The sequence below is a fragment of the Comamonas sp. B-9 genome, assembly GCF_000410635.1.
In the GTDB taxonomy this organism is placed as follows: domain Bacteria; phylum Pseudomonadota; class Gammaproteobacteria; order Burkholderiales; family Burkholderiaceae_C; genus Comamonas.
On sequence record NZ_APCR01000606.1, the window covers coordinates 1 to 18,504 of the forward strand.

The following is an 18,504-nucleotide window of genomic DNA, read 5'->3' on the forward strand; positions in this document are numbered from 1 at the left end:
GGGCTGGGGCTTTCGAGCCGCTGGCGGGCTGCGGCCAGCGCAGCGGCGGGGAGCTGCACCTGGCCAAGCAAGGCCTCCAGCGCCAAGCGGGCATCGCCCAGCTGGCCGCTGACATAGATGTCATCGCCGGGCTGGGCGCCGCTGCGCAGCAGCGCCTGGCCGGCCGGCACCTCGCCAAACACGGTGATGCAGATGTTCAGCGGGCCCTGGGTGGTGTCACCACCCACCAGCTCGCAACCATGGGCATCGGCCAAGGCAAACATGCCCTCCGAGAAGCCTTGCAGCCAAGGCCCATCGACAGCGGGCAGGGCCAGCGCCAGCGTAAAGGCCAGCGGCTGCGCGCCCGTGGCAGCCAGGTCACTGAGGTTGACGGCCAGCGCCTTGTGGCCCAGCGTGCGCGGGTCCACATCGGCAAAGAAGTGGCGGGCCTGCACCAGCATGTCGCTGGAGATGGCCAGCTGCATGCCAGGCTTGGGCGCGAGCAAGGCGCAGTCGTCACCGACGCCGAGCACGGCCCGCTGCACCGGCCGTTGGAAGTACTGCGCAATCAGTTCGAACTCGCCCTGTGCCATCTCAGCGCCCTCCCGGGCTGGCGTTGCGGCTCAAACGCAGCGGCAGCAAAAAACTCAGCGGCCGCGTCAGCACCCGCTTGAGCAGCGCCTTGTAGATGTGCGAGCGCTCGACATTGCTGACGTTTTGCGCGCGCAGGGCCAGGCGGAACGCCAGGTAGAAGCTCACCAGAATGTTGAAGCCACCCAGCAAGGGCAGGGCCGCCACGCAGAGCCAGAAGCCGTGGAAGTGCAGCACCTCAAAGCCCATGCTGGTCGCGGCTGCGGCGATCTGACCGGCAGCGAGGGTCACGTGGCGGATATCGATGGGCAGGCCAAAGAACTGTGCCACCACCGGAATCAGCCCCAGCATGAAGCCCAGCGAGATGTTGGACGCAAAGCCGGAGATATGGCGGCGCATGAAGCCCGCCCAGCGCGCAGCGCGCGCCTTGCCCAAAAAGCCGGTGATGCGCGGGTTGTAGCGGATGGCCGAATCCATGTGGTGCAGCACGAACCAGTTCTCGGTCCAGCCGGCGATGATGCTGGAGGAGAACAGCAGCACGCCGGTAAACGCGGCATAGAACACCGAGGGGCCCAGCAGGGTCAATGACTTCAGCGTCTGCTCGGCCTCGTGCTGGTCGATAAAGGGCGAGCCGGTGGCACGCGCCCAGCCCCAGGTGAGCAGCAGCACCATCGGGAAGACGGTGAACACATTGCCCAGCACGGCAGCCACCTGGGAGCGCACCAGGTAGCTGACCTCGTCGACAAAGGACGCAATGCCGGCCTCGGTATCGCCCGACTCCTTGAGCTTGGCGGCCATCGCCGGTGCCGTCATCGCCGGTTGCTTAGTGGCGACGGTGAAGTGCAGCAGCTGGATCAGCACAAAGCTGATCGCATAGTTGAAGCCGGCGATGAAGCCGCCCCAGAACGCGGAGATGGCCACCGCATGCAGTGCGAACTTGATCAAGGTGGTGAAGGCCATCACCAGGCCGCCGCCCGCGGCCTTGCGCGCCATCTGCGCGTACTCGCGCTTGTCGCGGGTGATGTAGTGCTCACCGGTCTCGGCGCTGCGCTCGGCCACCTTGGAGGCCAGCAGCGACGAATTGGACGAGATCAGCGCGCGGATGCTCTGGCGCTCCAGGCCCACGGCCACCAGGTGGGCCAGCAGCTTGGCGGTGATGACCTTGGGGTTGGCCGACAGCAGGCAGTCGAGCAGCTCGCGCACGCGCAAGATGCGCATGCGCAGCTGGCGCAGCCGGAACACCACGCCGACCGAGACGCCATTATCTTCAAAGTGTTCGTAGATCGAGGCCACGGCGGTGCGGCATTCGTCCAGGCTGCGGCGCACGTTCTCTTCGGCCTCCAGCACATCGGCGGCCTTGGGGCTGGGGTGCAGCATCGCGCGGCGCAGCTCTTCGACGCCGCTGATCAGGCTGTAGAAGGGCTGGGTGTTCTTGGCGCTGCCGCTCATGCGCAGGCGCAGCTCCGGCGCAAAGCCGGCCGCCAGAATCTGGCCGGCGCAATAGGTGAGGGCATTGAGCACCAGGTGCTGCCAGGGCGAGAGGCGGTTGCCGTAGTGCTCCAGCCCGGCAATGCTGCCGGCATCGACATCGCTTTGCGCAATCTGCGTGGGGACGACCATCACCTCCAGCGACACAAAGCCGGGCGACAGCAGCTGGGCGATGCGCTCGAGCAAGGGCTTGTCCATGACCTTGAGCCACTGGGCATCGAAAGGCGTGTGCAGGACCATCGAGAACAGCACGGTGGCGTCGATCGTCTCGGGCGTGGAGGGCAGCAGCTTCCAGCGTAGGCGCTCGGCCAGCTCATTGAAGAAGGCGGTGCGGGGCGCAAAGCCAAAATCGGCCAGCAGCGCCGTCAGGTCCACCGTCTGCAGTTGCACGGCCCACCAGCGCTGCACTTTGTCCCGCAGCGCGGCATCGCCATCGATGGCGTCCAGCAACTGGCTCACGCGGGCCACGGCCGCGTCGACCGAGTTTTGCTGGCCGCGAATCCAGGCGGCGATCTCGATGATCCAGAGGTTGCGCTCGGCCAGCGGGGCATCAGGGTCGAGCGCTGCGAGCAGCTGCGCCAGCGGATCTGGTTTCTTCTTGCTGAACATCAATGCAGCACTCGTCCTTGCGCCAGGTCGTCGTCTTGGGCGGGGTACTGTGTGGCGTCGAGCGTGAAGCGGGGGATCGGGCAGTCAAAGGTCTGGGCCTCATCGCTGATGCACAGGTAGCTGCCTTCCATGCTGCCTTGCGGGGTGGCCAGGCGGCACTGGCTCTGGTACTCAAAGGATTCGCCGGGAGCGAGCAGCGGTTGGTGGCCCACCACCCCCAGGCCTTTGACCTCCTGGACCAAGCCGGTGGCGTCCTTGATGATCCAGTGCCGCGCGATCAGCTGCGCGGGAACCTCACCACTGTTACGAATGATGATGCTATAGACAAAGTGGAATACGCCGGCCTCGGGCAGGGACTGCTCAGGCAGGTACTGTGGTGTCACCGACACCTCAAACTGGAACTTTGGCATGTGAAACTGGATTGAAGTCAGGTAGAAATACTAACTGCGACAATAGAGGGATGAGCTCCACCTACCGAATTGCCCCCTCAATCCTGTCTGCAGACTTTGCCCGCCTGGGCGAGGAAGTGCGCAACGTACTGGCCGCTGGCGCGGACTGGATACATTTTGACGTGATGGACAACCATTACGTGCCCAATCTGACCTTCGGGCCGATGATTTGCGCGGCCCTGAAGCCCCATGCGATCAAGCCTGACGGTACGCCGGCACCTATCGATGTGCACCTGATGGTGCAGCCGGTGGACGAGCTGGCCGCCGCCTTTGCCCAGGCAGGCGCCGACTATATCAGCTTCCACCCCGATGCTTCGGCCCATGTACACCGCAGCATCCAGGCCATCAAGGCGCAGGGCTGCAAGGCTGGCCTGGTGTTCAACCCGGCGATGCCACTGGACGTGCTGGACTGGGTGATCGAGGACATCGACCTGGTCTTGCTGATGAGCGTCAACCCCGGCTTTGGCGGCCAGAGCTTCATCGACTCGACCCTGCGCAAGATCGAAGCAACGCGCAAGCGCATCGACGCCAGCGGCAAGGACATCCGCCTGGAAGTCGACGGCGGCATCAAGGAAACCAATATCCGCCGCGTGGCGGATGCGGGGGCGGACACCTTTGTGGCGGGCAGTGCGATTTTTGGCAAGCCTGATTACAAGGGGGTGATTGAGCAGATGCGGGGGGCGTTGGGGTGATGGTTTTGCCCTGAGGATGGGCGATAAAAAAGGCTCCGGCAATGGATTGCTGGAGCCTTTCTGGTATTTACGGCACAGTCCGTGCCAAGCGGCTAGTTGACTGCCTTGATTTCGCGCCAGTTGATCAAGCGCACGCCCAGCGCACCCGGTGTATTGAGCTTCAGCTCGGTGGTCTGGCCGGTTGCATCCCCGATCAAGCCGCGCAACACGCCATCCACCTTGAACAGCACGTTGTCCGTGGGTGAGCTGTTCAGCGCTACAAATTCCACAATGCCGCCGGAGTTATCGGGGTTCTTCAACACCGAGAAACCACGTGCATAGTCTACGGCGTAGGCTCGGCCCTGTCCCGCCGGACTGCAGGCATCGCCGCTTGTCAGCGTAGCGGTAAACAGCGCCACACCATCCGCAGCGGTGGGGGTCACGACAATACGCCACGCAATATTGTTGGTCAGACCCAAGTCATAGTACCAACCGCGAGAATCGGTAGGGAGTGTCACTGCGGTAGTCAGCGACGCTACCTGCGTCAGTTCGGCGCGTGTCAAAGCACTGGTGGGCGCAGGCGCAAATGCGGTGTTGTCGCCATCCAGAACCGCATAGAAGCTCTGGCGTTGGCTCAGGGCAATGTCCTGGCCATCCAGCAATTTTCCGGTACCAAACAAGATGGTGCGAGCGCGTGTATTGGGATGAATTTCAGGAATAGGCGCCACCGTAATGGGCTGGGCGCCGGTATCTGGCGATTCTGTTTGGAACAGGACGATAGGAGTGTCATATGCCCCAGTGGTCTTGCTCAGGTCAAAACGCCAGAGCTTGCCATTCAAATCACCCACATAGACCGCATCTGCTCGGCCATTGGTGTAGTCATTGATAAAGGCAGAGGCTTGAGCCAAGCCAGGTGCGGCCACGCCCGTGCTGATGGTTTCCAGCAATGCGCCAGTGGCAGGGTTGACGAGGAACAGATAGCCCTGGTTGTCATCGTTGTTGTAGCCCGAGGTCAGGATGAGCGTCCAGCCGTATTTGGCAGTCTTGACCATGATGGGCGCGCCATAGCTGTAACCCAGATGGGAGAAACCTGTGGTGGTATTGCTGATCTCCCACAGTACTTTGCCGGCAGCGCCCGTCTCGGTGCTCATGTCCGATGGGCTGGTGATATCGATGGCGTAAAAGCCTTTTCCACCCTTGCCTAGGCCTCCGACCACAATCGTTTTCCAGGTGTTATCGGACAAGGTTGAGCCGTCGGTGCCCTTGAAGTCCAGGTCAAATACTTGGGGCGTGGCATCGACATAGTAGCGATGCGCATAGGCAGGGTTGCCAATGGCCGCCAGGCCATCGCTGTTTGCTTGTGTGGACGTCGTGCCATCAGGACCGTAGAAAGTCTGTCCGGGAATATAGGCAAACACTTCTTTGCCTGCGTTGGCGCCGGTCGTGCTCCCGTTCAGCGCGTGGAGCATGCCATCATTAGCGCCGAACAGCACCAACGGTGTGCGGGAAGCCTGTGCAGTCTTGTATGCGGCGTATCCGACGTTATAGGCCTCGGTATACGGCATCTTGGGTGCCGTGGACAGCACGATCTTGGAGTTGACAATATCCCCCAGCGGACTCATCCGCATGCGGTAGGCATTCGTTCCGCCTGAGGTGCCCACTTCGTTGCTCTTGTCGCCACGCAGGTAATTCAGGTAGTTGCCGGAGTCATCGCCCGTGACATAGCTGGTATCCAAGGCTGACTTGAGCGTGCTGGACAAGCTCGCGGTTCTAAAGGGAACGCCGCGCGGACTGGTGACATGGTTCTTGTCCCAGGTGATCACGACGCGTCCGGTGTTCCAACCCGTTCCGGCAAATTGCGTCTGCAGGCTGGTGTCAGTCGACCAGAGGTCGGTCAGGGATGAACCAGAACTGGTGAAGGCCAAGGTAGCCGCCTTCACGGTACCCGTCCAGTACTCGCTGCCATAGCTGGCAGAGTATGAGGTGGTGCCTGAGGCCGAAATCACATTAGACGTGGGTGTGACTGCCGTGGTGTAGGCATTCACCGAAGCTGCAATGCTGTTGAATGCATCGGTCAAGCCCTGCACCATTTGGCCTGCATTACCTGCCAGGAAGTAATTTTTTGGCCGCAAACGGGTCCTCTTGTAGGAGCTACTGAAGTTGCCACTTGGATACATGGTAATGGACTCACCAGAGGACCAGCTTGACTCTGTCAAGTTAGGTGTAGCAGTTGTGTCAAACCCCTCCGGCACCTTGAATCCGCCGTATTTAGCGGCCAGCCAATAGGGGTTTCTATCCTGAGCGTACTGGCCCTCCATCACATCCATCCAATAGGTTTCGATGGTTTGTTTGCCGGGCATTGAGGTGTCGGTTCTGATATCGTTAACGTGGTTGCCATAAGCCAGACCCGCGATGAATTCTGAACCTGGGCTGGAGCCCCAACGTCTATTGCGAGTCTTCACATCGCCGCCCTCAGCATCTTCGACCAGACCAGTCCAATCCCAGGATTTGTTGAAGCTATCTGCTGCAACGAGGGCGGGCACGGTACGTGCTATGGAATTTGGGATACCATTGTTTTGCGGGGTTGCCACGTCATAATGGGTGTTGCTGTCGCCAATGCCAAGAATAAAGTTCTTTTGGCAAGAGTAGATAATAGGATCCGTCCAGTTGGTGTCTGCGGGGAAGTTGTCCTTTTGCGAAAGTGTGGCGCCGCTGGTCCATTCCGGCACATTGCCTTTGTTCTGGTAATAACGTACAGCTGCGTAGTACATTTCACTGACGTTGTCATAGGACATATAGCCCTTGGAGTAATTGCCGAACTGGTTCAGGTAGTTCATGACGCCGCTATTGCTGACGCCACTAGCCGTTGCCAATGCCGAGTCTGGGTTGGCCTCCATGATGCCGGTAGATCCGTTCCACTCCTTCGTGGTATTGTTTTCTGGCGTCGTAGACATTGCCACCGGTTTGGTAGGGCCAATGAAGCCCATCTTTGCGCGTAGAACGCCACCTTGGCGACTCCCGCCACCTTGGTTCAGATAGCCAAAGGCGCTGTAGCGGATTTTGTCCGAGTATTTTTGCATCAGCCCTTCTGGCTTGTAGCTGCTGCCGTATCTGACACAGTTGCTTTCCAGGCCGCCACTGGCTGTCGTGTTGTCGCAGACCTTGACACGGATTTTTACGTAATAAGTGGCGCTGCTGCTGGTCGTGCCGTCACCATAATGTTTTAAATTGCTTGGCGAACTGCTTTGATAATTGGTTCCACTGGCAGTGGAGAAAACCATATCAATGCCTTTTGCCCAAATGCGGGTGTTGAATCTGGTGCCTCCAACGGGGGTTACTTTGGTGACGTCGGATGTACTTAATTTATTGCCAGTTGCAAGGTCCGTTCCGCGGTAGGGGTAATTTCCTGCGGCCGACCCTTGTGACGAACCCCAGGCCTTCTGCAGAATGGTCAGGGAGGAGGTGTCGGTAGCTCGGTAGCCCCCTGTGAGTGCCCAGCGAAACGGGTCAATCGTCTGCATGCTCACCCAGTTCATGAAGTTGCCACTCCATTTGCTGGAGCAGGTATGGCTATTGGCTTTGCCTGCAGGTTGAAAATAGCTTGAATCGGGGTCGGTTTTAACAAACGTGTAGTCGTAGCACTTCTCCGGATCGAAGTAACCCAAATAGGTGTTGGCATGCACATAGTCACCCAAATTGGCAACACTGATCGCTGTGGGGTACTCGACAGACAACGCCAAGGCCAGGTTGCCAGGGACATTCATCGTCGAGAAGAGCGGGGCATCCGCCAGTGCAACTGCTTGGCTGCTGGTAGTCGTGCCCGCAGCGATGGCGAGCATGCCCATCAGCCGAATTAATTGAATTTTGGTTTTTGCCATAGATACCTCTCAATTGGGCTTCAGGAAAGTATTCTGGATATAGGTCTCCGAGCCTCTAGGACCTTGTACGCGAATACTGACCCGATAAATAGGCGCAAAGCTGGGAGGGATGGCCATACCCGCCTGGGTACTGCTGCCTCCTAGGATGGGCTTGCTGTCAGGGCTTTTGACACAATGCTTCACGCCTAAAGTGGCGGCGTCCCCTGCTTGGTCGCACAGGCGTTCAACGACATAGCGTATTTTTGTATTGCTGTCGGTGTCATTGATGTCATTGCTCGCGACGCCCGCACTCTCAAAGGTGGTGTCATTGATCAAGGCCAATGGAATGCCTTGGCCATTCGTGGATAGCGCAAGTGCGCTGTAATTGTTAGCCGTGCTGCTGGCTGCGAGACTGCTATTGGTGGCGAGGGCGCCTCCTGGGCGGAAGAGCTCATACATGCGGACATTGACTTGTTCCGCTCTGGAGACCATGTCTTGTTGAAAAGAGATGTTGCCGGTGGAGAAAAGGTTGAGCCCACTGGAGCGCATGATGGAGGCCGTGGCGACGAGCAGAACAGCCAACGCTATCAGCGTGAAAAATAGCGAGAAGCCACGCTCGGAAGCGGGGCTGCGCATACGCAGACCGCTCGGACGCAGATGCAGGGGAGCAGGTTTGATTTTCATGGGCTAATCAGCAAGTTGTTGCGCAGCGGAATGACGCTCTCGGTCACCCGGTATCGCAGCATGCGTTGTGCGTCAGTCAATGTGACTTCTCTTTTTAAAGAGTCCCCCAGACTGGCAAAGGCGTAGAGCTTTTCGGGGCTGATGTTGGATTGCTTGACGCCTCGGGTAAAGGTCACCACTGCAAGCCGGATGGCAAGAATCTCGCGAATTTTTTGCTTGGAGGCCATGACGACAGATGCCTTCCATTCGTCGCTGCCAGGGTCCACCCAGCTGTCGACTTTTCCATCCGAATCTGTATCGACACCATATAGCGCAAAGAGATGGGAGACGTCTTCGCCAATGGGCTGCGGGGCGGTAGCGCGCGTGCGCATCAGGTCGTATTCGTACAGTGACCCATCGGTTCCTGTGCCCAGCAGCATCATGGATGGATAGGCGGCCGTAGTGTTTCCAATTGCGGTGGCATAAGCACCGTTGGAGCTCACAATCTGGGCCAGCGTGCTGGTGGCACCTGCTTGCCCGGCGGTGTAGTAGGCGCCGCCCAATGTCACCGTATCAATGACGGGGGGCGGCGTGGTGGAGCCGGCAGATGTCGTGGCACTGATCTGGGAGACATAGCAGTCATGCAAACCATCGGCTGCCACCAGCAACAGGTCATTGGTTTTGTAACCAATGGCGGTGTCGAAGCTCAGGCTGGTGCTGGTCAAATTGGTGACAAAGCGCGGCACGTCGGCCATAGCCCCGTTGCCGCCCATCACGAAAAGCACATCGGAGTCATTTCCTCCAACCCCTTTTTCAATGATCAAGGGTGCAACCACCGGGGCTTTCAGATTGACGACATTGTTGAAAGGGGCCGCCGGAGTGGATGGCACCAACGCGGTGGATGATTTGGTGACTCGTAGTCCACAGCCGAAAAACCCCAAGCCCCAGGCATTGGAAAATCCCGATCCCGCGCTGCGTATGACCTTGTCCAGCTGGATGATAGCCAAGTTGGAGCCTTGGTCGCGTTCGTTCACGGCAGCGGTGACCTTTTGTTGGCGCAGCGTGACAACGATGATGGATGTCACTGCAAGGCTTAGAAAAAGCCCGACGGTCAGTGCCACCATCAATTCAATCAGCGTCATCCCTCGCTGGGACATGCGTTGTGAGCGGTTCATTTCGGAATCACCACCTTGGTAATGAACTGGTTCATATCTTCTCCATCGGTGGAGTCCGATGTGTTTTTCGCCTTGCGGGTATTGGAGAGCCATTTCACTGAAATCGTGGCATCGGTACCGCTGATGTTTTCGGTAATCTCGCCCTTTCCTCTCGGTAGGGCACCACTCACTTGTTCTTTCCATGCCTCTACGGCAGAGTTGCCCAGCGATGTACTTTTGATGGCCCACATTTCACTGGTAACACTATTGGCGAGCATGGCAGCCATGCTGCGATCCTGGGCGTCCGTGCTCGCTTGCAGAGCCCGTGTTTGCATACCCATCAGGCCCACCACACCCAATGAGAAAATTACAAGAGATACGAGCACTTCGATCAGTGCGAAGCCTCGTTCGGAGGGCATATTATTTGGATTCATGGTGCGCTGTCTTTAAGAGCAGGTGAAGGTGCCGCTGCCGTCTTCTATGCCTAAGCAAGTAGACACACGGCCCATGGGTGACACGATGACTTGCCAGACTTTATCGCCCTTGGATGCATAGACGCGGACATTGGCACCCGTGCTGGTATTGACGGTGCAGTTGCCCGTGGTAATCCCTGTAGCAGTATTCGCCTTGATGGTTCCATCTGGCAAAAAGCAAATGCTGGCGGAGCTTGCTTTGAGGGCAACATCTGCTGCGTTTTCTGTGAATCCACCGACATTGATGACGGTCGGGGTGGAGGCGTCGGAGCTGCTTGCCAAGGGCAAAGTCACGCTGGCCCAGCTCTTGCCTGCGGTGTTGCCCACGAGAGTGCTGGAGGGATCGACGCTGGATGTCAGCGTAAAAACGACTTCCCGATTGCGCCGCAGCGCTTCCGTTTGTGCGGTTTTCAGAGCAGCGGCCAGCTCCACCGCCTTGCCTTGAGCGCGATTTTCAGCCATGAATTGCTGAAAGGACGGTAGTGCAATCGCAGACATCACGGCGAGCACGGACATCGTCACCAACAACTCGACTAAGGTAAAGCCCTGGTGTGAGCGACGTTGCTGAACAGTTAGCTGGGACATGCCTGCCCCTTGCGGATCATCCAGCCGTTTGCTGCCGAGCAGGTGTTATAGCCTGAGTTGTCGGGGACAGCCGTTGTTTTGCGCTCATTGAGCTGGTTGATGGTGTAGGTGAAGCCGTTCGCTATGTTTTTGCCACTGGCAGCAATGGTGAATTCATTGCTGTCTCTGGTGCCCGTGCAAGTGATATCGAAAGCATCGACAGAGCGCGTGCCAGCACAGGGCGCGGCGTCGCCGTCATAAGTACGGCGGTCTTGGTAGAAGCGCTCCATGTCGGTGCGCATGGTTTCCATGGCTGCCACCGCTTCCGCAATCTTGCTGCGTAATACGTAGTCTCTGTAGCTGGGGTAGGCAATGGCGGCCAGAATTCCGATGATTGCCACCACAATCATCAACTCGATAAGCGTAAAGCCGCGATTTCGTTGGGGCAGGTGCATGAAAGCCTTGTCTATTACTTATTGCGTGTCGCTGGAATAACCTGTTTTAACGGGTGTTCGGTCAGGGGGCGAACCGAATGCGGATCCGCTGCTTGACTGAGAACCAAGCTGTCCTTGGGTGAGCCCTAGGAGCCTTCCATTAGGTATATAGCTTTGGAAGCAATTCTAGGGAGCGAGGCTCGCTTAAGGGGTGTATTCTGGCGAGCGGATGATTTGGGCAGATAAGTGGTAAGTTTGGAGTCCGCTATGTGCGAGGTTTGGTGGGCCCAACGCAAGCCAGAGGACAAGAGCCTGCTCAACGTTGAATGAATCTGTAATGACTGATGTGAACAAAACCCTGCAGCGCTGCGAAGCCGTCATCGTCGACCTCGACGGCACCATGGTCGACACCATGGGGGACTTTGCCGAGGCGCTCAACCGCATGCTGGCCGATCTGCAGCTGCCGGCGATTGATGTGCGGACCATCGAGCCCATGGTAGGCAAGGGCTCGGAGCACTTGCTGCGGGCGGTGCTGACCCATGTGCTGGCCCAGGTGCACCAACCGATCGGCCAGCGGGTGCCGGCCACCGAGATCGACAACCGCTATGCCCAGGCCTGGGAGCGCTACCAGCACCACTACCTGGCCATCAATGGCCGCTTCTCCCGCGTGTATGACGGGGTGGAGAAGGGGCTGGCGCAATGGCGCGCCAAGGGGTTGAAGATGGCCTGCCTGACCAACAAGCCGCTGTCCTTTGCCGAGCCGCTGCTGCGCGCCAAGGGCCTGCGCGACTATTTTGACCATGTGTTTGGCGGCGATTCCTTTGAGCGCAAGAAGCCCGATCCGCTGCCGCTGCTCAAGACCTGCGAGGCGCTGGGCAGCAAGCCGGCCCAGACCTTGATGGTGGGCGACAGCAGCAACGATGCCGAGGCGGCGCACAACGCGGGCTGCCCGGTGGTGCTGGTGAGCTATGGCTACAACCATGGCCAGCCGATCCGCCAGGTGGCGGCGACCGGCTATGTCGATGCGCTCAGCGAGCTGCAGGCCTAAGGCGGCCCCGCCGCCCAGACCGGTACTGAGAAGAGCAAGACGTGGACGGACTGCATCTGACCGCCGACCTGTATGACTGCCAGTGCCCTGCGGCCTGGCTGGTCGATGCGCAGGCGCTCGCTGCGCTGTGCAACCAGGCGGTGGCCGATGCGGGGCTGACGCGCATGCATGACAGCTGGGTGCCGTTTCCCAGCCACAACGGCCAGCCCGGCGGCGTCACTGGCGTGGTGCTGCTGGCCGAGTCGCATGTGGCGATCCACACCTGGCCGGAGCTGGGCCATGTCACGCTCGATGTCTATGTCTGCAATTTCTCGGGCGACAACTCGGCCAAGGCGCAGCAGGTCGTCGATCGCTTGGTGGGCGCCTTGCAGCCTATGCGCTGCCAGCACCAGCGGCTGCAGCGGGGCAGTCTGCAGGCCAGCGGGGGGGCAACTGCCGGCTTGCCGCGCTGAAATCCCCCGTTTTCTGGTTAATCCCCGGTTTTCTGGTTTTTACACCGTCGTTTGCAGATTCGTTTGCTACACTAGGCGCCATGTTCATCCATCACGCAGTCATTACAGGTCGTTCCGACCGGGGAGCTTGGCCCTGGCGTAAGCCTGTATCTATGACTGTTTGACTGCCGCTGGGTAACACGCCCCAGCGTGCGCCCGAGGGCTGGTTGCAAGACCAGTCCACCAAAGATGAACTGCAGCGCACGATACGCACACATCCAGCGTGCGCTGCTCAAGCTGGGGATGGTTCTTCGTGATCACCGAACTCGAATTCAAAAGTCTGGCCAACCAAGGCTACAACCGCATTCCTCTCGTCGCAGAAGCGTTTGCGGATCTGGAAACCCCTCTGTCCCTGTACCTCAAGCTATGCCACACGCATGACGATGGCAAGCACAGCTTTTTGCTCGAATCCGTCGTCGGCGGCGAGCGTTTTGGCCGTTACAGTTTTATTGGTCTGCCCGCCCGCAGCCTGCTGCGCGCCAGCGGCTTTGGCGCCGAGGCCCGCACCGAGGTCGTCACCGATGGCCAGGTGGTCGAGACCCATGCGGGCAATCCGCTGGATTTCATTGCCGATTACCAAAAGCGCTTCAAGGTCGCGCTGTCGCCCGGCCTGCCGCGCTTTTGCGGCGGTCTGGCCGGCTATTTTGGCTATGACGCGGTGCGCTACATCGAGAAAAAGCTCGAGAACAGCTGCCCGCCCGACAGCCTGGGCACGCCCGACATCCTGCTGCTGCAGTGCGAAGAAGTCGCCGTCATCGACAACCTCTCGGGCAAGCTCTACCTGATCGTCTACGCCAACCCGGCCGAGGCCGAGGCCTATTCAAAGGCCAAGAAGCGCGTGCGCCAGCTCAAGGAGCAGCTGCGCTACTCGGTCAGCGTGCCGCAGATCAAGGCCGGTGACAGCTACCCTTCCGAGCGTAGCTTTGCGAAAGCCGATTACCTCCAGGCCGTGCTCGACGCCAAGGAGATGATTGCCGCGGGCGACTTCATGCAGGTGCAGGTGGGCCAGCGCATCCAGAAGCGCTACACGGAGAACCCGCTGTCGCTGTACCGCGCGCTGCGCTCGCTCAACCCCAGCCCCTATATGTACTACTACCACTTTGGCGATTTCCAGGTGGTGGGGGCCAGCCCCGAGATTCTGGTGCGCCAGGAGCAGGTCGAAGAAGGGCAGAAGATCACCATCCGCCCGCTGGCCGGCACCCGGCCGCGCGCGGCCACGCCAGAGAAAGACAAGGCCACCGAGCAGGAGCTGGTGAACGACCCCAAGGAGCGCGCCGAGCATGTGATGCTGATCGACCTGGCGCGCAACGACATCGGCCGCATTGCCAAGACTGGCTCGGTCAAGGTGACCGAGGCCTTTGCGGTCGAACGCTACAGCCATGTGATGCACATCGTCAGCAATGTCGAAGGCATTTTGAAAGACGGCATTACCAGCATGGATGTGCTCAAGGCCACCTTCCCGGCCGGCACCCTGTCGGGCGCACCCAAGGTGCATGCGATGGAGGTGATCGACCAGCTTGAACCGGTCAAGCGCGGCATTTACGGCGGCGCCTGCGGTTACCTGAGCTTTGCCGGCGACATGGACCTGGCCATTGCGATCCGCACCGGCGTCATCAAGGACGGCATGCTCTATGTGCAGGCTGCGGCCGGCGTGGTCGCAGACTCGGTGCCCGAGCTGGAGTGGAAAGAGACTGAACACAAGGCGCGCGCACTGTTGCGTGCCGCTGAACTCGTTGAGGAAGGACTGGAATGACCCGCGCTATCGACAAAGTAGAAGACTGCAACACCATGGCCGATGTGCGCCGCAATGTGAATGCGCTCGACGACATCCTGGTGCCTTTGCTGGTGGAGCGCGGCGGCTACATGACCCAGGCCGCCAAGGTCAAGAACAACCCCGAGCTGGTGCGCGACGAAGAGCGCATCGAAACCATCGTTGCCCGCGTGCGTGAACGCGCGGCGCTCGAAGGCGGCCAGCCCGATGTGATTGAGGCCATCTACCGCGCGATGATGGAGGCCTATATCGCCTACGAGCACCGCGAACTGGCCCGCCTGCAGGCGGGCGGCACACCCCGGGAGTGACGATGAAAAAACTGTTGATGGTCGATAACTACGACAGCTTCACCTACAACATCGTGCAGTACTTCGGGGAGCTGGGGGTCGAGGTCGTCGTGGTGCGCAATGACGAGACCTCGCTCGAGGCCATCGCTGCCCACCAGCCCGATTGGCTGGTCATCTCGCCCGGGCCCTGCTCGCCGGCTGAAGCCGGTATCTCCATCGCGGCGATCCAGCACTTTGCCGGCAAGCTGCCGATTTTGGGCGTGTGCCTGGGCCACCAGGCGATTGGCGCGGCCTTTGGCGGCAAGGTGGTGCGGGCTGTGCAGCAAATGCATGGCAAGACCAGCGTGATCACGACCACGCAAGCCGGCGTGTTTGCCGATTTGCCTGAACAATTCACCGTCAACCGTTACCACTCGCTGGTGATCGAGCGCAGCAGCTGCCCCGATTGCCTGGAGGTGACTGCCACCAGTGAAGATGGCGAAATCCAGGGCGTGCGCCACAAGAGCCTGCCGATCCAGGGCGTGCAGTTCCACCCCGAGAGCATCCTCACCGAGCATGGCCATGCGATGCTGAAGAACTTTCTGGAGCAGCGCTGATGATCGAGCTGCACCAGTTGCTGATGTTCATGGCTGCTGGCTGGCTGCTCAACCTCACCCCGGGCCCGGACGTGTTCTACATGCTCAGCCATGCGGCGCGCCAGGGCTGGCGTGCCGGCCTGGTGGCCAGCGCCGGCATCACCGCCGGCTGCATGGTGCATGTGACGGCCGCTGCGCTGGGTGTGGGCGCGCTGCTGGCTGCCTCGGCCACCGCTTTTAGCGTGCTCAAGTGGCTGGGCGCGGCCTATCTGCTGTGGATGGGCGGGCAGATGCTGCGCAGCAAAAACAATAGCAAGCTGGTGGCACCTGCCGATAATGCTCCGGAATTGGCCGAGACAGGCATCAGCCTGGCGCGCATCTTCTGGGGCGGCTTCTGGACCAATGTGCTCAACCCCAAGGTCGCGATCTTCTTTCTGGCCTTTATTCCGCAGTTCATCGCCGCTGACTATGCCCACAAGAGCCTGGCCTTTGCCGCGTTGGGGCTGCTCTTCAACCTCAACGCCATACCCGTCAATGTGCTTTGGGTGGGGATGGGCGCTGGCATGGCGCGGCGCGCGGGCTGGCTGCGCCAACGGCTGCACTGGCTCGACCGCGCGGCCGGCGCCATGTTCATTGGCTTTGGCCTCAAGCTGGCGCTGAGCGACAAGCCCAGTGCCTGACCTCCCCCCAGATACAGTGAGAACCCCATGTCGATTACTCCCCAAGAAGCGCTGCAGCGCACCATCGAGCACCGCGAAATCTTCCACGACGAGATGCTGCACCTGATGCGCATCATCATGCAGGGCGAACTCTCCCCGGTGATGACCGCCGCCATCCTGACGGGCCTGCGCGTCAAGAAGGAAACCATTGGCGAGATCAGCGCCGCCGCCCAGGTGATGCGCGAGTTCTCCAACAAGGTCCATGTCGCTGATCGCCAGCACCTGGTCGACATCGTTGGCACCGGTGGCGATGGCGCCAATACCTTCAACATCTCGACCTGCTCGGTGTTTGTGATTGCCGCGGCTGGCGGCAAGGTCAGCAAGCATGGCGGGCGCAGTGTCTCGAGCAAATCGGGCAGTGCCGATGCGATGGAAGCGCTGGGCGTCAATATCCAGCTGAGCCCCGAGCAGATCGCCCAGAGCATTGCCGAGGTGGGCATCGGCTTCATGTTTGCGCCCAACCACCACCCGGCGATGAAGAACGTGGCCCCCGTGCGCAAGGAGCTGGGGGTGCGCACCATCTTCAATATCCTGGGCCCGCTCACCAACCCGGCCGGCGCACCCAATATCCTGATGGGCGTCTTCCACGAGGACCTCGTCGGTATCCAGGTGCGTGCGCTGCAGCGCCTGGGCGCCGAGCATGCGCTGGTGGTCTATGGCCGCGACGGCCTCGACGAAATCAGCCTGGGTGCCAGCACGCTGGTGGGTGAGCTCAAGGACGGCGTGGTGCGCGAATACGCGATCCATCCGGAAGACTTTGGTATCCAGATGGTGGGCACCCGCGCCTTCCGCGTGGACAATGCCGAGCAGTCCAAGGCCATGCTGATGGGTATTTTGCAAGGCGAGCAAGGCCCCGCCCGCGATATCGTCTGCCTCAACGCCGGCGCGGCACTCTATGCGGCCAATGTGGCCAGTTCGATCGAAGATGGCCTGCAGCGCGCCCGCGCCGCCATTGACAGCGGTGCGGCGCTGCAAAAACTGCAGGACCTGGTGGCGCTGACGCGCCAACTGGCCGCCTGAGCGGGCCACCCTACCCAAGGAAAACTATGTCCGATATTCTCAAAACCATCTGCGACGCCAAGCTTATCGAAGTGGCCGACGCCAAGAAGCGCATCCCCTTCGAGGCCATGCGCCGCGACGCCGAAAGCCGTGTGCTGACCCGTGACTTTGTCGGCGCGCTGCGCGCCAAGATCGCGCAAGGCCAGGCCGCCGTGATCGCCGAGGTGAAAAAGGCCAGCCCCAGCAAGGGCGTGATCCGTGCCGACTTTGACCCGGCCGACATTGCCCAGAGCTATATGGTGGGCGATGGCAAGACCAGCGCCGCCTGCCTGTCGGTGCTGACGGACCGCCAGTTCTTCCAGGGCGAGCCTGATTTTCTGAAGCAGGCGCGTGCCAGCACCTTGCTGCCGGTGCTGCGCAAAGACTTCATGGTCGATCCCTACCAGATCTATGAATCGCGGGCGATGGGCGCCGACTGTGTGCTGCTGATCGCCGCCTGCCTGGACGACGCCCAGATGGCCGAGATGGAGCAGATCGCACGCAGCCTGGACATGGCCGTGCTGGTTGAAGTGCATGACGGCGCCGAGCTGGCACGTGCGCTCAAGCTCAAGACGCCGCTGATCGGTATCAACAACCGCAACCTGCGCAGCTTTGAAGTCAGCATCCAGACCACCCTGGATCTGCAAAAGCAGGTGCCTGCCGACCGCCTGCTGGTGACCGAGTCGGGCATTGCCAGCCCGGACGATGTCAAGACCCTGCGCGATGCCGGCATCCACGCTTTCCTGGTGGGCGAGGCCTTTATGCGCGCCGATGATCCGGGCGACGCACTGGCCAAGCTGTTCGCATAAAGCAGCAAAGCAACCGGTAGCGGTGCAAGGCCGCTACCGGGCTGCGCGTGTTTTGGCCAGCTGGTCCTCAAACCAGCGCTGGCTGTGCGTTTCAGGCTGGCCGGGGCAACGCACCAGATAGGGCTTGCCCGACATGCTGCTTTGGCTGGCCGCACGCGCAATAAAGTCCTCGGCCGTGGGCGCCAATGCTCTTTTTTGCAGGTAGCTGTACTTGCGCTGCAAATGCGCGCTGGCTTCGCTGGCGCTGTACCACTGGCCATTGCGGGCAAATTCACAGCCCGACTGCTGCAAAGCCTTGAACAGCGCATGAATCTCGCGCTCGGTGGTGCTGGTGTCGCTGCTGCCGGTCTGCGCGCTGGCTGTCAGGCTGCACAGCAAACAGGCAGCAGCCAGGGCTTGGGTCCATGGGTATCGTTGCTGGGGCATAGCGCGTCAAGCAGTGTGGAGGGTTTGGCAGCGCAAGCGCTGTGCTAGTATCAATTGCGAATAATTCCCATTTCTAAATTCAGAAATGGGTTTTTCTTCGCCTCTATCCCCTCCTACCTGGCCAGCGGCCCCATGCTCAGCAAGGGGCGCCAGCCTGTTTGCCGTTGTTTGTCCATGAGTATCCATGATCGCCATGTCCCCCCAGCGCCCAGCGCCTTTGTCCTACCACCATCGCGTCTGCGCGGGCTCGCTGCCAGTGCAGCGCTGGGGCTGACCGTGCTGGGCGGCTGCGCCAGCGCACCCGAGCACCCAGCGCCTGCGCAGCTGCTGCACATCGGGCAAACGGTGCAAGGCCAGCTGGCCCCTGGCGCGCAGCAGCGCTGGCAGCTCGACGCCCAGCAGCTGCCC

The 18,504-nt window shown here is 60.4% G+C and carries 20 protein-coding genes; 10 read left to right on the plus strand and 10 right to left on the minus strand.

The genetic code is table 11. The annotated features are described in order from the left end of the window. The 3 genes from thiL to apaG form a co-directional block, all read right to left on the minus strand. Positions 1 to 572 (minus strand): thiamine-phosphate kinase (thiL, locus tag H928_RS0106065; RefSeq protein ID WP_021025693.1); only part of this gene is annotated, 572 nt, incomplete at its 3' end. Between the two features lies 1 nt (position 573). Beyond that, on the minus strand, positions 574 to 2,667 hold the full coding sequence (locus tag H928_RS0106070) for a site-specific recombinase (protein ID WP_021025694.1): 2,094 nt from the start codon (positions 2,665 to 2,667) through the stop codon (positions 574 to 576). After that, positions 2,667 to 3,077 carry a Co2+/Mg2+ efflux protein ApaG gene (gene apaG, locus H928_RS0106075; RefSeq protein WP_021025695.1) on the minus strand — a complete coding sequence of 137 codons (411 nt, stop codon included), beginning with the start codon at positions 3,075 to 3,077 and terminating at the stop codon, positions 2,667 to 2,669. The genes H928_RS0106070 and apaG overlap by 1 nt, the downstream gene beginning before the upstream one ends. Positions 3,078 to 3,127: 50 nt before the next feature. Between apaG and rpe the strand changes: the two genes are divergently transcribed. Further along, positions 3,128 to 3,808, plus strand: a complete 681-nt coding sequence (gene rpe, locus H928_RS0106080; protein ID WP_021025696.1) for a ribulose-phosphate 3-epimerase — start codon at positions 3,128 to 3,130, stop codon at positions 3,806 to 3,808. A gap of 92 nt (positions 3,809 to 3,900) precedes the next feature. Here the strand turns inward: rpe and H928_RS30650 are convergent, their stop codons facing one another. From H928_RS30650 to H928_RS0106110, 6 genes are read right to left on the minus strand one after another with little or no spacing between them, the layout of a single operon-like run. Continuing rightward, complete coding sequence (locus H928_RS30650; protein WP_027010609.1) at positions 3,901 to 7,665, minus strand: pilus assembly protein; 3,765 nt, start codon at positions 7,663 to 7,665, stop codon at positions 3,901 to 3,903. A gap of 9 nt (positions 7,666 to 7,674) precedes the next feature. Next, the gene (locus tag H928_RS0106090) at positions 7,675 to 8,328 is read right to left on the minus strand and encodes a hypothetical protein (protein WP_148293067.1); all 654 of its coding nucleotides are present in this window, start codon (positions 8,326 to 8,328) and stop codon (positions 7,675 to 7,677) included. Continuing rightward, positions 8,325 to 9,482 (minus strand): PilW family protein, encoded by a 1,158-nt coding sequence (locus H928_RS33040; RefSeq protein WP_158400484.1) that lies wholly within the window; start codon positions 9,480 to 9,482, stop codon positions 8,325 to 8,327. Before H928_RS33040 ends, H928_RS0106090 begins: the two co-directional genes overlap by 4 nt. Then, the gene (locus H928_RS26400; protein WP_021025700.1) at positions 9,479 to 9,895 is read right to left on the minus strand and encodes a prepilin-type N-terminal cleavage/methylation domain-containing protein; all 417 of its coding nucleotides are present in this window, start codon (positions 9,893 to 9,895) and stop codon (positions 9,479 to 9,481) included. Before H928_RS26400 ends, H928_RS33040 begins: the two co-directional genes overlap by 4 nt. Before the next feature lie 12 nt (positions 9,896 to 9,907). Continuing rightward, positions 9,908 to 10,519, minus strand: a complete 612-nt coding sequence (locus H928_RS26405; protein ID WP_084635712.1) for a GspH/FimT family pseudopilin — start codon at positions 10,517 to 10,519, stop codon at positions 9,908 to 9,910. Continuing rightward, on the minus strand, positions 10,507 to 10,953 hold the full coding sequence (locus H928_RS0106110) for a type IV pilin protein (RefSeq protein ID WP_021025702.1): 447 nt from the start codon (positions 10,951 to 10,953) through the stop codon (positions 10,507 to 10,509). Before H928_RS0106110 ends, H928_RS26405 begins: the two co-directional genes overlap by 13 nt. Positions 10,954 to 11,269: 316 nt before the next feature. Between H928_RS0106110 and gph the strand changes: the two genes are divergently transcribed. The 8 genes from gph to trpC all read left to right on the plus strand — a co-directional run bounded on the left by gph (position 11,270) and on the right by trpC (position 17,670). Beyond that, positions 11,270 to 11,980, plus strand: coding sequence for a phosphoglycolate phosphatase (gph, locus tag H928_RS0106115; RefSeq protein ID WP_021025703.1), 711 nt, complete (start codon positions 11,270 to 11,272; stop codon positions 11,978 to 11,980). Positions 11,981 to 12,021: 41 nt separating this feature from the next. Beyond that, positions 12,022 to 12,432 carry an adenosylmethionine decarboxylase gene (gene speD / locus H928_RS0106120; protein WP_021025704.1) on the plus strand — a complete coding sequence of 137 codons (411 nt, stop codon included), beginning with the start codon at positions 12,022 to 12,024 and terminating at the stop codon, positions 12,430 to 12,432. A 292-nt stretch (positions 12,433 to 12,724) separates the two neighbouring features. Beyond that, entirely contained in the window at positions 12,725 to 14,224 is a 1,500-nt protein-coding gene (gene trpE, locus H928_RS0106125; protein WP_021025705.1) for an anthranilate synthase component I, read from the plus strand. Beyond that, a complete protein-coding gene (locus H928_RS0106130; protein ID WP_021025706.1) occupies positions 14,221 to 14,550 on the plus strand; it encodes a chorismate mutase in 330 nt (109 codons plus the stop codon). The genes trpE and H928_RS0106130 overlap by 4 nt, the downstream gene beginning before the upstream one ends. A 2-nt stretch (positions 14,551 to 14,552) precedes the next feature. Next, complete coding sequence (locus tag H928_RS0106135; RefSeq protein WP_021025707.1) at positions 14,553 to 15,125, plus strand: aminodeoxychorismate/anthranilate synthase component II; 573 nt, start codon at positions 14,553 to 14,555, stop codon at positions 15,123 to 15,125. After that, positions 15,125 to 15,784 (plus strand): LysE family translocator, encoded by a 660-nt coding sequence (locus H928_RS0106140; protein WP_021025708.1) that lies wholly within the window; start codon positions 15,125 to 15,127, stop codon positions 15,782 to 15,784. Before H928_RS0106135 ends, H928_RS0106140 begins: the two co-directional genes overlap by 1 nt. A 27-nt stretch (positions 15,785 to 15,811) precedes the next feature. Beyond that, positions 15,812 to 16,843 carry an anthranilate phosphoribosyltransferase gene (gene trpD, locus H928_RS0106145; protein WP_021025709.1) on the plus strand — a complete coding sequence of 344 codons (1,032 nt, stop codon included), beginning with the start codon at positions 15,812 to 15,814 and terminating at the stop codon, positions 16,841 to 16,843. A gap of 26 nt (positions 16,844 to 16,869) precedes the next feature. Beyond that, complete coding sequence (gene trpC, locus H928_RS0106150) at positions 16,870 to 17,670, plus strand: indole-3-glycerol phosphate synthase TrpC (RefSeq protein ID WP_021025710.1); 801 nt, start codon at positions 16,870 to 16,872, stop codon at positions 17,668 to 17,670. Between the two features lie 33 nt (positions 17,671 to 17,703). Here the strand turns inward: trpC and H928_RS0106155 are convergent, their stop codons facing one another. Beyond that, complete coding sequence (locus H928_RS0106155; RefSeq protein WP_021025711.1) at positions 17,704 to 18,096, minus strand: DUF5329 domain-containing protein; 393 nt, start codon at positions 18,094 to 18,096, stop codon at positions 17,704 to 17,706. Positions 18,097 to 18,270: 174 nt separating this feature from the next. Here H928_RS0106155 and H928_RS0106160 point away from each other — a divergent pair. Next, a partial coding sequence (locus tag H928_RS0106160) for a hypothetical protein (protein ID WP_027010611.1) occupies positions 18,271 to 18,504 on the plus strand: 234 nt, incomplete at its 3' end.